Annotated in this window: 8 protein-coding genes and 1 pseudogene; 1 reads left to right on the forward strand and 8 read right to left on the reverse strand. The window is 50.2% G+C overall.

Annotated elements, in window-relative coordinates:
- Positions 1-92 (reverse strand): annotated as a pseudogene (locus tag ACTOY7_RS12200) (nuclease); the annotation flags it as partial.
- 235 nt (positions 93-327) lie between these two features.
- On the opposite strand from ACTOY7_RS12200, the gene ACTOY7_RS12205 reads away from it, so the two are divergent.
- Positions 328-672: a DUF6262 family protein gene (locus tag ACTOY7_RS12205; protein ID WP_160282638.1), complete on the forward strand. Its 345-nt coding sequence runs from the start codon at positions 328-330 to the stop codon at positions 670-672.
- A 320-nt stretch (positions 673-992) separates the two neighbouring features.
- Here ACTOY7_RS12205 and ppdK read toward each other — a convergent pair whose 3' ends face one another.
- The 7 genes from ppdK to pcrA form a co-directional block, all read right to left on the reverse strand.
- A complete protein-coding gene (ppdK, locus tag ACTOY7_RS12210; protein ID WP_300885180.1) occupies positions 993-3,623 on the reverse strand; it encodes a pyruvate, phosphate dikinase in 2,631 nt (876 codons plus the stop codon).
- Between the two features lie 119 nt (positions 3,624-3,742).
- Positions 3,743-4,510: a hypothetical protein gene (locus ACTOY7_RS12215; RefSeq protein WP_016293815.1), complete on the reverse strand. Its 768-nt coding sequence runs from the start codon at positions 4,508-4,510 to the stop codon at positions 3,743-3,745.
- Positions 4,485-5,768, reverse strand: coding sequence for a DUF5716 family protein (locus ACTOY7_RS12220; RefSeq protein ID WP_160284385.1), 1,284 nt, complete (start codon positions 5,766-5,768; stop codon positions 4,485-4,487). The genes ACTOY7_RS12215 and ACTOY7_RS12220 overlap by 26 nt, the downstream gene beginning before the upstream one ends.
- 16 nt (positions 5,769-5,784) lie before the next feature.
- On the reverse strand, positions 5,785-9,078 hold the full coding sequence (locus tag ACTOY7_RS12225) for a DUF5717 family protein (RefSeq protein ID WP_394682930.1): 3,294 nt from the start codon (positions 9,076-9,078) through the stop codon (positions 5,785-5,787).
- A 147-nt stretch (positions 9,079-9,225) separates the two neighbouring features.
- Positions 9,226-10,599: a 23S rRNA (uracil(1939)-C(5))-methyltransferase RlmD gene (gene rlmD, locus ACTOY7_RS12230; RefSeq protein WP_482671647.1), complete on the reverse strand. Its 1,374-nt coding sequence runs from the start codon at positions 10,597-10,599 to the stop codon at positions 9,226-9,228.
- Between the two features lie 288 nt (positions 10,600-10,887).
- Positions 10,888-11,127 (reverse strand): hypothetical protein, encoded by a 240-nt coding sequence (locus tag ACTOY7_RS12235; protein ID WP_160284393.1) that lies wholly within the window; start codon positions 11,125-11,127, stop codon positions 10,888-10,890.
- Between the two features lie 124 nt (positions 11,128-11,251).
- Positions 11,252-13,477 (reverse strand): DNA helicase PcrA, encoded by a 2,226-nt coding sequence (pcrA, locus tag ACTOY7_RS12240; RefSeq protein ID WP_160284388.1) that lies wholly within the window; start codon positions 13,475-13,477, stop codon positions 11,252-11,254.
- Positions 13,478-13,487: the final 10 nt, after the last annotated feature.

The raw sequence follows: 13,487 nt of genomic DNA on the forward strand, positions 1-13,487 counted from the left end.
AGCCTCTGTAAATCTTCCTGATGTTTCTGGTCTATCTGTTCCGTCACTGTCAATCTTCCCACCTGCTTTCCCTTCTGTTTTCGTATCTCCATACTACCATACAATCCGAATATTTTCAATCACATCCAGACCGTCTACACTGAAGAAATTAAACAAACCATCCTTACCACGTCCACACCGTCCATACGGTACAAACATAGAAAACATAAGGAATAGACACACTTTTTCACAAAAACCATCTTCCCTTTTCCAACCATTTCTTGTAGAATAGAGCTATCCTTATAGAAGAGCATTGCTCTATAACTACGTTATATGGAGATAATCCCAATGGAGAAGAGAAAACGGCGAAAACTAGACATGACACCTCCTCAGCACAAAATCCTTGGTGAAAGCTCAACTCAAAGGTCACAAAAGCTCATAGCTCATACAAAATCTGTAATTGATGATATGGTAGAGAAAGGCATCCCTCTTACAGTGGAGAGGGTTTCCCTTAATGCAGGATGCTCCAAATCCTTTATTTACAAGAATCAAGAAATCAGAGACTACATAAATAACTCCAAGCAAGAACCAACTATCGGCAAGAGAACATACACAGACTTGGAAGAAGCTAACAAACGTATTAAAGAGCTTGAGATAGAGAATATGATCTTGCGGATGAAAAACGTAGGATAGGATACACTTAATTGAATGGTTCTTAAAAAAACCATATCTTACTTTAGATCCGTTAAGGACACCTTGAATTTATGTGAAAGAATGCTTTGCTTCGGCAAGGCATTTTTTGTTTGGGAAAAAATCCCAATATCAAATATTGGAACGAACAACCATAAACGCAAAAGGGAAGTAATTTCTCACTTCCCTTTCGACTTATATATAGACTTTAAGCACTATGTCTTTGAATCTGTTGGCTTTTGTGTACTGTGGGTGATGCGCCATATATTTTTGCACATCTTCACGAGTCACTACAAAAGTTCCAAAATAGACTGGCTTATATTCTATTTTCCTACATTGTTGATCGCCGCCTGTGCCGCTGCCAGTCTTGCGATCGGTACACGGAACGGTGAACAGGATACATAGTTCAGTCCGATCTTATTGCAGAATTCTACGGAAGAAGGATCTCCGCCGTGCTCTCCGCAGATACCGATATGCAGATTCGGATTCACCGGCTTGCCAAGGTTGATGGACATCTCCATCAGCTTGCCGACACCTGTCTGATCCAGCTTCGCAAACGGATCGTTCTCAAAGATCTTCGCGTCATAGTATCCATCCAGGAACTTGCCCGCATCGTCACGTGAGAAGCCGTATGTCATCTGTGTCAGGTCGTTGGTTCCGAAGCAGAAGAAGTCCGCTTCCTTCGCAATCTCGTCAGCGGTAAGAGCCGCTCTCGGGATCTCGATCATGGTACCAACCTCATACTTCAATTCCACGCCGGCTGCTGCGATCTCAGCATCAGCAGTCTCAACAACAAACTTCTTCACATACTTCAGCTCTTTGATATCGCCGATCAACGGGATCATGATCTCCGGGCATACGTTCCAGTCCGGATGTGCTTTCTTTACATTGATGGCCGCACGGATCACTGCCTTGGTCTGCATCTTCGCAATCTCCGGATAGGTCACTGCCAGACGGCATCCGCGGTGGCCCATCATCGGGTTGAACTCATGCAGGCCGTCGATGATCGTCTTGATCTGCTCTACAGTCTTGCCCTGCGCATCAGCCAGCTTCTTGATGTCCTCTTCCTCTGTCGGAACGAACTCATGCAGCGGCGGATCCAGGAAACGGATGGTAACCGGGTTGCCTTCCAGAGCCTCGTACAGCTTCTCGAAGTCTCCCTGCTGTTCCGGAAGGATCTTCTCCAGTGCTGCTTCTCTCTCTTCTACGGTCTCCGCACAGATCATCTCACGGAACGCATCAATTCTGTTGCCTTCGAAGAACATATGCTCTGTACGGCACAGTCCGATACCTTCAGCTCCCAGCTCACGGGCTTTCTTCGCGTCTGCAGGCGTATCTGCATTGGTACGTACCTTCATGGTTCTGTACTTGTCAGCCCATGCCATGATCCGTCCGAACTCTCCCGCAATGGTCGCGTCTACAGTCGGGATGATGCCATCGTAGATATTTCCGGTAGAACCGTTGATGGAGATCGGGTCTCCTTCATGGTATTCTTTTCCTGCCAGTGTGAACTTCTTGTTCTCTTCGTCCATCGCAATATCGCCGCAGCCGGATACACAGCATCTGCCCATCCCGCGCGCTACAACTGCCGCATGGCTTGTCATACCGCCGCGAACGGTCAGGATTCCCTGTGCAGCCTTCATACCTTCGATATCCTCCGGAGAAGTCTCCAGGCGGACCAGAACGACCTTTTCTCCTCTTGCAGCCCACTCCTTTGCGTCGTCAGCGGAGAATACGATCTTACCGCAGGCAGCTCCCGGTGAAGCGCCCAGAGCCTTTGCGATGGGCTCAGCAGCCTTCAATGCAGCAGCGTCAAACTGCGGATGAAGCAGTGTGTCAAGGTTTCTCGGGTCGATCATGGCAACAGCTTCTTCCTCTGTACGCATGCCTTCATCCACCAGGTCGCATGCGATCTTCAGAGCAGCCTGAGCGGTTCTCTTGCCGTTTCTGGTCTGCAGCATGTACAGCTTGCCGTGCTCTACAGTAAACTCCATATCCTGCATGTCTCTGTAGTGTGATTCCAGAGTCTTGCAAACGTCCTTGAACTGTACAAAAGCCTCCGGGAATTTGTCTTCCATCTCGGAAATATGCATCGGAGTTCGGACACCTGCAACTACGTCCTCGCCCTGTGCATTGGTCAGGAACTCGCCGAACAGACCGTTCTCGCCTGTAGCCGGGTCTCTGGTAAATGCAACGCCTGTACCGCAGTCATCTCCCATGTTTCCGAATGCCATCATCTGTACGTTGACAGCAGTTCCCCATGAATACGGGATATCATTGTCACGGCGGTATACATTCGCTCTCGGGTTATCCCAGGAACGGAATACGGCTTTGATCGCTCCCATGAGCTGTTCCTTCGGATCTGTCGGGAAGTCTTCCCCGATCTTCTCTTTATATTCCGCTTTGAACTGTCCCGCAAGCGCTTTCAGGTCATCCGCAGTCAGTTCTACGTCCTGCTTCACGCCCTTTTCCTCTTTCATCTTGTCGATGAGCTCTTCAAAATACTTTTTGCCGACTTCCATAACGACATCGGAGTACATCTGGATAAATCTTCTGTAGCAGTCCCATGCCCAGCGCGGATTGCCGGATCCTTCCGCAAGTACGTCTACAACCTCTTCATTCAGACCCAGGTTCAGGATCGTGTCCATCATACCGGGCATAGAAGCTCTAGCACCGGAACGTACGGAAACCAGGAGCGGATTCTCCTTGTCACCAAACTTCTTGCCGGTAACCCCTTCCATCTTCGTGATTGCTTCCATGATCTGGCCCATGATCTCGTCATTGATCGTTCTGCCATCCTCATAATACTGCGTGCAGGCTTCTGTTGTGATCGTAAAGCCCTGCGGCACCGGCAGACCCAGATTCGTCATCTCGGCAAGGTTCGCGCCCTTTCCGCCGAGCAGGTTCCTCATGGTGGCGTCACCTTCGGTAAACATATAAACCCATTTTGCCATGTCCTAATGACCTCCCTAATATATATTTTGCTAAGCTTGTTTAAGTCGCATTCTTATTTTAAAGGTTTTGTCGTATCACGTCAAGATATTTGTACCTAAAAATGGTATATTTTCCAACATTATATATGGCTTCTGCGGTATTGTCTCTTCCACTTCTCCAGGAGCACATCATTTAATTCCAGCTGCATGCCGTTGCGGATATCCTCCATCTCCTGGCGCATCCTGGCATTGATCTCCACATAATTCTCATGCTTGGTCAGCAGGATGTGGTATTCCTCCAGCGACATATACTTGTATGACGCATAGAGATATGGCTTCAAAAGATTCGGATCCTCGCAGATCTGATACGCCCGGTCATACATCCGTGCCGACTCCTGGTACAAGAACAGTCTCCCATAGGCCGCCCCCAGGCCGGCGTAGATCCTGCCGTAGAATTTTGCGTCCACGCTCTCGTCCTTTTCCTGATTCAGGATCGCCTGATAGACCAGGATCGCTTCCTCGATCTCCCCGCTTTCCAGCAGGTTGTCGCCCTTGTATTTCTGCCGCTCAATGTCCTTCTGGTTCCGCAGCCGTTCCAGTACATTCTGGATCCGGATCATCTCCGTATCCCGGTAGATTCTGGAATCTTTCAGGATCGTCAGCACGAACTTCTCAATGGACCCGTGCAGGCGGATCACGTCCCGAAGCTGCCCAGCAAGCGTTCTCATGCCCAGCTCTTCATCCAGCCACACGCACAGCTGCTCGTTCATGATTGTGTAATCAATCAGATACAGGTTGTTGCAGAGATAGTAGCACAATTCTTCTATTGTAAATATCTTGCAGTGGATCCGAGTAATCTCATACGGATGCGTTGCATGCCGCTCATGACAAAGAACCAAACTTCCCATCGTTGCCTCCTAAATGTATAATCTTCTCTGCATGGAAATCCGTGGGCAGGAAAAACTCCCCGAAGCCTACGTCCCGCACTGTGATCTTACAGGTCTTTTCATCTAAAAGCAGAGTCTCAATCTGCAGCCGCATGGAATACTCCGCCCGTTTCGGAAATTTTTCCAGGGAGATCACTTCATTCCGAAGAGATCCCTGAACCAGGGATTCCACATGCAGCTCAATGCTGTCCAGATCCTCCACCAGCACCTCCCACTGGTTGTTGCACTCATACCACTGGGCGCCCCAGGATACGATGGGATACCACATCTCCTGACCGTTCACCCGCATATTAACCGTAATCTGATCCGTCAGCTTGCTGGCCGACAGATAAACCGGATTCTCGATATGCATATACATCTTGCGGAACGCCGTATAGCAGGCTCCCTTGCTGTAGAGGTTGTTCCCGATAAACGCGCGCCGCCCGTTGCAGAGCACCCGGAGAGACTTGGGATACCAGTTATTCTCAAAGCCTTCTCCTGTGAGAAAAACCGAGGATACGATCCGCTTCTCAAACACACTCTGGATAAACTTGCAGAACCTTGCGTCCGCTTCCTTTGCCTTGTCCTCGTTCAGGACCGGATATACGGCCGCCAGCTCCTTCATATGGGCGCTTGCCACCTCGTCTACCGTGACAAAGGTGGTCTTGCCGCCTCCCAGCCCCGGCTTCAGACGCCGGAGCATAAACGCCTTGATCTCGTTCCTGTCGCAGCAGAACAGCGCAGCGTCATACTGCCACAGCTCCTTGGGCTGGTAAAAGAGGTAATTACAGAAGCTTTCTTTATAATCCTGTATAAAAATGTGCTGCTTTTCCACTCCCATCCGCACCGCGATTCCGCGGAGCATCTGGGCCAGCTCCTCCGTCAGCTCCGGCACGCTGAACACAATCCCGCTGATCTCCGGAAACTGCTGCAGGGACAGCTGGATAAACTTGGACAGCAGCTCCACCGCATCATAGGTCTCCTCCCCGCAGTCGATCTTCTCTCCCGCCAGGCTTCTCTCCAGAAGCCTGGTCACCACAAAGCCTTCCTTGATTGTGACCAGGCGCTTTGCTTCCTTTCCATAGGCCCAGGTATCCCGAAGTCTTCCGACCAACAGCGGGATCTGATAATTGTCGGAATCCACTTCCAGCGTCTCAGGTTCTGACTGTTGGTCATTATAATAGCTGATCTGGCACATTTTCTCCGTGATCTCATATCCTATCATGCTCCCCTGTCCCATACAAATCAGCCTCCTTTTATGCGTCGTTCTCAAACATATGCGCAGCAGTCATGTCCTCCTGGGCATATGCCTTCATCCTGGATTCGCGGATGCTTCCTTCCGAAAGCAGAATATCATTGAGCCGGCCGTAACGCCCGTTCTCGCCTTCCCTGATCTCCTTTGAACAGCTCTCCTTCTCGCTGCGGTAGGAATTGCCGTCAATCGTTTCTTTAAAATAATATTTTAAGGTTTCATTTGCAAACAATACAAACTTCTTTACATAGATATTGTCATACATCGGAGAAAGCACTTCCGTCGAATAGTCCACGCTCTCCGAATTTCCTTTCTGGAGCTGGTAGTAGAGCATCACGCGGCTGCCCTTCTGCCCCTTATACTCGATCAGGGTCTTATCCCAGAGCTGCAGCTCAATCAGCCAGTCCTTCTCATACGACAGATAAAACGGGAAATACAGCTGCTTTCCGCAAAGCTCCTGAAGGAACTTCTTCAGCGTCCTGCGCTGGGAAGGCGTATAATCCTTGTCCGCATAATATTTGAGCACCGCGATCTTGCAGATATCAATGGTATCCTCACCCTTTTCATATTCCCTGCAGATAATGTCTATGACACTTCTGCTGATCTTCCGGTCCTCCGCCACATATTCCCTGGACATATAAGCCAGATACGCCTGCTGCAGCCGGAAATACGGCCCTTCCGCATAATAATCCTCAAACACCGGAGCCTCTGCAAAAATCTCCTCCGCAAACAGCATCTGCGTCAGGATCCGTTCACCCAGCTTATGGGTATGGACCTCATACTCCTTGGCCTCCCGCCAGAGCAGCTTCATATCCGTGGTCGCCCCGCAGTAATAATTGGCAAGGTAGGTCAGAGTCACCTTGTCGTATTGTCCCTTTTTAAACAGTTCAAAACAGATATAGGTCAGGAAATCATCGCTTTCGTAATTCGTTTCCCGGATCGTCTTGGTGCAGAGCGCAAACAGCTCCTCTTCCGTATACTGTTCCACACCTACGGACCGTACGGTCTCCAGTGTCAGCTCCTCCGCCTCTTCTTCCTGCCGCCTCAGCCGCATACCGTTGATATACCGCTTGCACATATCCAGATAGCGCAGCTCGTAAAACAGACGCTTGCTCTCATAGGGAATGGAATCGGTATAGTGTCTTCCGTTCCGCGCCTCCCAAACCAGCCGGTCCGTCTTGGAATACAAAAACACCTGCGCTCCGTCTTCCGTGTAGGGGACTGTCTGGGTAATGCTCCCATCTTCGGCAACCACATGGATGAACTTCATATTCCGAACCTTGGTCGTGATCTCATAAGCATGGCAGATATCGTACAGCGCCTTTACCCTGTCCGGATTCATAAGCCGTTCCGCCACAAACCTCTTATAAATGATCCGCAGGTGCTCATCAATATGCCTGCGCTCCATCTGATTGCATGCAAATGCTTCGATCTCATCCCGGTAATGAGCATAGATCTCGCTTCCCTCATCCACATAGGAGATCAGGTTCGCGTACAAAAATGCCAGCTTATGGTAATTCAGAGAATTTCCATGCATGAAATACAGGTAGACCGAGCGCGGAAGCGCCTTCTTAAACTGGGTCTCCTTCACGGACGCCATATAAAATTCATACAGCTGGGCAATCTTCTGCTCTGACTTCACCGCCTTTTCATACCAGCGGAAATAAATATTGTCCACGCAGTTCCCCTTGATCAGAAGCGTGCAGATCGCAGTTAAGATCATGGACTCCGGATACATCTTATAGCACAGCACCAGTGTATTATATAAATGCTTGTCAAAGGTCTTGAGCTGACTTGCCAGATTCGCTGTATAGAGCGCCAGTTCCTTTGTCATAAGCTTGTATTTTGCGGCAAAGAACAGCACCCGCACCTCGAACATCCCCAGCTTTTTCAGGGAAGTACTCTTCTCCCGAAAGCAGCGGAATACGACCAGGTAAAAGATCAGGCTGTGAGGCTTTTCTTCATAAAACAGGTTCTCCATCACCCGCAGCCGCTCGCTTAAGATCTTGTATTCCGAATCCACCTGCACCAGCATGCACAGGATCTTCCAGCTCTCCGGATGCTTCATGTAATACTTGGAAATCTCTTCCGCCACACGCCGCTGTCCGATGGAATCATTGCTTAAAAGCGTCGTCAGATAGAGATAATAGGAACTCAGCTCTGCATTTTTCCCGATTGCAAACCGATTATAATTGTAGGATTCCAGAAGCATCTTGGCCTCATCCATCCGGTTTCCAATCAGGCTGATATGCGCATTCACGAGAAGATACATGTCATTCTTATCGCTCTTCTTCCGAAGCCGTTCCACCCGGCGCAGCGCCTCCTCCGTCCAGGTACTCAGCTCCTTCTTCCCGGCCTCATACTGCAGAAAGCCTTTCAGGATCCCCGCAAATTCCTGTTCCTGGGCATGATGCTCCTCATCCCGGTCTACATTCTTTTCCACCACGATCTCATAGGTCAGTGTCTCATAAGGGGTTTCCAGGATGATCTGTCCGAAGTTGCTTCCTTTGTGAAGCTTCTCGTCGTGGATGATATACTCCATCCGGTAGGAATTTCCGATAAACTCCTCGGTTGAAATCCTGGTGCGCTCTATGGACAAAAAATCGCTCTCCGTATGTACATCAATCAGAAGGTGCCCCCAGGTATTCTTCTTGATCGTAAAGATCTCCTTCCGGGTCTCAGTCAGGGAAATGAACGCCCTGCTCTCCTCCTCCAGTGTCAGGAATACCTTTTCCTTCTGCTTGCAGCCGACCAGGAATTCCTCCAGCGCCTGCTGATCCAGCTCCCATTTACGCATATTGTCGTAAAGGGCCTGGATCCTTCTGTCTTCGTATTTTAGAATCTCATAGAAGTCCCGCGAACGGAACAGCTTCTCCGCCTCGGCCGGATCCTGGAAGGATAGCTTTCTAAAATCCTCCAGACTCTGCACCTTGCCATAGCGTGTCATGACAAACGGCTTCTCGATGATGGCCGTAAACGCGATGTCAAATTCCCCGCCGTTGCAGACAATGGTAAATCTCCCGTGCTCCACGTGTCCCGGCACCAGTCCGGTACCGTCATACACATAGTAGATATTCACCGGATTGCCGTCAAAGCCTGTCTCTTCGCAGCGCATGCGGAAGGAAGAAGGATACACCAGACCCCGGATGGTTCCCTCCCCCTGGTTCTGCAGGGAAAAACTGCCTTTATATACTTCCCCTTCCCCTACCCGCATGGTAATGTGAGTCTCGGAAAAAATGATATCCGGTTGTGGAATATGAAAGTCTCCTTTGGAAAGACGCTTAATCTTATTCTTCAAATTCGTCACCTACTTCAAAACGTTCTAACAGAGTATTCCTGATCAGACGGAAACCGCCCGTCCCGAAGGGCTGTGCATTATGGAACGCCCTTTGGGTACACTACTATGGATTATAGCATTATTTTACCGTTTCTTGCAATGGTAGAATCATGAAATTTTCTCCAGCAGACACACGCATTCGATATGGACAGTCTGACAGAACTGGTCCACTGCCCTGCACTTCACCAGCTCATACCCTCTTCCCTGTATCATTTCCAGGTCTCTCGCCAGACTGGACACCTTGCAGGAAATGTAGACGATCCGGTCCGCTCCGTAATCCAGGATCTTCGGAAGCGCCTTCGGATGAATCCCGTCTCTGGGCGGATCCAGCACGATCACATCCGGTTTTTCCCCAATCTCATCCAATACTTTGAACACATCACCTGCTAGAAACCGGCAGTTGTCCAGTCCGTTTTTCGCGGCATTTTCCCTCGCTGCCTCCACCGCTTCCTCCACGATCTCTACCCCGATCACCTGTCCCGCCACCGGAGCCAGCACCTGTGCAATGGTTCCGGTTCCGCTGAACAGGTCAAAGACTGTCAGATCCCGGATATCGCCGATGTATTCCCTGACCGTCCCATACAGTATTTCCGCACCCCGGGAATTGGGCTGAAAGAAGGAAAATGGAGTCACCTTAAAATCCATCCCCAGAAGCTTTTCTGTAAAATAGTCCTGTCCGTACAGAAGCTCTGTCCTGTCGCTTCTCACCACATCCGACAGAGAGTCATTATAAATATGAAGGATCCCTGTGATCTTTCCCTCCAGCTCCAGTCCCAGAAGCCGTTCTGCCAAAGGCTGAAGGTCATGCTCCTCCTGTGTGGTGGTCACAAGATTGACCAGCAGCTCGCCGGTAGCATTTCCCCGGCGCAGCAGCAGATGTCTCAGATACCCCTGATGCTGAAGCTTCTTATAATAGGAAGTGCCCCGTTCCCGAAAAAATTGAAGTACGCAGTCCAGTACAGCCGTCATGTCCCTGTGTACCAGCCTGCAGTCCGACACGGTCAGTATATCATAAGTACTTCCTTTTTTATGAAGTCCCAGCGACAAGGGCCCGTCCTTATACGCATCGCCAAAAGAAAATTCCATTTTATTCCGGTAGCCAAACTCCTCCGAGCCGCCCAAAATCCCTTCAAATTCATAGCTTCGCCCGGGCGCCAGCGCCTGATCCAGGATCCGCTTGACCTGTCCGGCCTTCATCTCCAGCTGCGCTTCATAGGACATAGTCTGGTACATGCACCCTCCGCAGGCCGGAAACTGGCGGCAGACAGGCTCTCTCGTTTCCAGAGGCGACGGTTCGAGCACCTCCAGAAGCCGCCCCTGAGCGACACCCTGCTTAAACTTCTGGACCATGAAGCGAATCTTCTGACCCGGAATCCCGTTTTTTACAATCGCATACTGATCTTCCCCGTCCGGACTGATCTTCCCCTTGTTCGGAAAATCTACGCACTCGATGATCCCCTCATATATCTGCCCTTTTTTCATACTTTCCCCTTATCAATCATAATGGAATCTCCGCAGCGGCTGTTTACAGCAGATCCGATATAAAGCGCAACACAAAAAGAGGCAGAGTGCAACAGTACATCCTGCCCTGAGCCTTTGACTCTCACAACAGCCGCCAATATGACCTGACCGCCAGGGTTCTCTCCCTCCCTGCATGTATCTGTAAAAATCAGCCAGAGAGAGGAGCAGACCGCCTGACAGACAGGTCAACTATGCGCAAACCATCTTCCGGGCATCTGCCCGGAGAAACAATCACCTGCTCACCGCAGATTATACCTGGTCTTCCTCACTGAAATAATCATCGAAATCATCATCAAAATCTTCCTCGAAGTCTTCCAGATAATCCGGTGTCACGAACTTATACACTGCAAACGCAATCGCCGCAACCGCTGCGATCGCCCCGATGATCGCCAGTACCCATACGATCGTATTTTTCTGCTTTTCCGCCTCTGTTCTGTGAAGAAGTTCCTTTAACTTTGTCTCCGCGATCAATCCTTCCACCTTGCTCATAGCATCCATATTCTTTTCCGTCCTTTCCCAATCTGATCTAGGTTTCACTTATTTTTTATTATAACACTAACGATTTCAGATTACTACTAAATTATTTGATTTTTTAAAAATTTCATATATTTTGTTACAATTTTTGAAGCTTCGCAAAGGATGCAAACATCTTCCGTACCCCTGCCGAATCGAACTCTACGGTCACCTCATAATCCCTTCCGCCTTCCGTGATCACCTTCACCGTGCCTTCCCCGAACTTCATGTGGCTGACCCGGTCTCCTACCGTATAGTCCAGCCCTTTTCCCTTCGTTACTGTGAACTGCTTTGCCGCGGAATGGCTCTGGAATGGCTGCTGATGAAATGCCTTTCTCGCCTGTTGCTTTGCATTGGGCACCGGCGCGATCCGCTCCTCCTTTTCAAACATCCTCCTCTCCGTCTCCAGGAACTCCGCCGGAATCTCATTCAAAAACCGGGACATGGGATTAAACCGGATCTCGCCTCGGAGCATCCGCTGCTTTGCGCAGCTTACGGTCAGTTTTTTCTCCGCTCTCGTAATGCCTACATAGCACAGGCGCCGCTCCTCCTCCAGGTCCTCCGGATCGTCCAGGCACATGGCGCTGGGAAATAACCCGTCCTCCAGCCCGGCCAAGTATACATGGGGAAATTCCAGCCCCTTCGCGCTGTGCAGCGTCATCAGCACCACATAATCCTGGTTCTCGTCCAGGCTGTCGATATCCGCAACAAGCGCCACCTCTTCCAGAAATCCGCTAAGTGTCGGCTGATCCCCCGCTTCCTCACAGGCCTCCTCATAGGACACGATCTTGCTCACCAGCTCGTCGATATTCTGGATCCTTGCTTCCGCATCCTCTTTATCCTCTGCGTCCAGGCTCTCTATGTACGCGGTCCTCTCCAGAATCTCTTCCATCAGCTTTGAAACCGGGATCTGATCTGCCCTGCTTTTGAAATATTCAATGAGAGCCACAAAGGAATCCAGCTTCGGGGCTGCCCGTCCGATATTCGGGATCAGATCCAGCCCCTGCAGCGCACTGTAAAATCCGATGCCCCGGGCTGACGCTGATTCCTGCACCCGGTTGATAGTGGTCAGGCCGATCCCCCGCTTCGGCACATTGACGATCCGCCGCACCGCCAGGTCATCCCTCCCGTTATCAATAGTCTTCAGATACGCCAGAAGATCCTTGATCTCCCTGCGGGCATAGAAATTGATCCCGCCTACGATCTTATAGGGAATGTTGGATGCTACAAACTTCTCCTCAAAAAGACGGGACTGGGCGTTGGTCCGGTATAGGACAGCACAGTCATTGTAACACATCCCCTCTTCTACCTGGCTTCTGATATCCTCCGCGACAAAATCTGCCTCGTCATAGGCATTATAGAACTGTCGGAACCGGATCGGAGCCCCTTCCCCGTTATCCGTCCAGAGGGTCTTGTCCTTTCTCCCCAGGTTATGCCGGATCACTGCATTGGCCGCATTCAGGATATTGCCTGTGGAACGGTAGTTCTGCTCCAGCTTGATGACCCTTGCGTCCTGAAATTCCTCCTCAAAATTCAGAATATTCCGGATATTCGCCCCCCGGAACTTATAGATCGACTGATCGTCATCCCCCACCACACACAGGTTTTGATACTTGGACGCCAAAAGGCTGATGAATTTAAACTGAACCGTATTCGTATCCTGATACTCGTCCACCATGATATACCGGAACCGTTCCTGATAATACTCCAGCACATCCGGCTGTGTCTCGAAGAGCTGCACCGTCCGCAGCAGCAGATCGTCAAAATCCAGTGCATTGCTGGCCCGCAGCTGGCTTTCGTACTCCCGGTATACCTTTGCGATATTCTTCATTCCATAATTGCCCTCCGCCCGGGCTTCATACGCGTCCGGTGTCAGTGTCTGGTCCTTTGCGGAGGAAATAGCGGCCAGAAGAGAGCTTTCTTTATAGGCCTTCGTATCAATATTCAGCCTTTTGCAGATCTCTTTCATCAGTGTCTTCTGGTCGTCACTGTCATAGATGGTAAAATTATTTTCGTATCCCAACCGGTCAATGTGTCTTCTCAGGATCCGGACACAGGCCGAATGGAAGGTACTCACCCAGACACTCTCCGCGCCGAAGCTCACCAGACGGTTCACCCTCTCCCGCATCTCCCCGGCCGCCTTGTTGGTAAATGTGATGGCCAGGATGTTCCATGGATTGACCCCTTTTTCTTCCATCAGGTAGGCGATCCTGTGGGTCAGCACTCTGGTCTTTCCGGAGCCTGCTCCTGCCAGGATGAGAAGCGGCCCTTCCGTATGATATACGGCCTCCCTCTGCTGTTCATTCAATGAATCATATATACTCATAATCTTCTCC

Source organism: Schaedlerella sp., assembly GCF_056796775.1.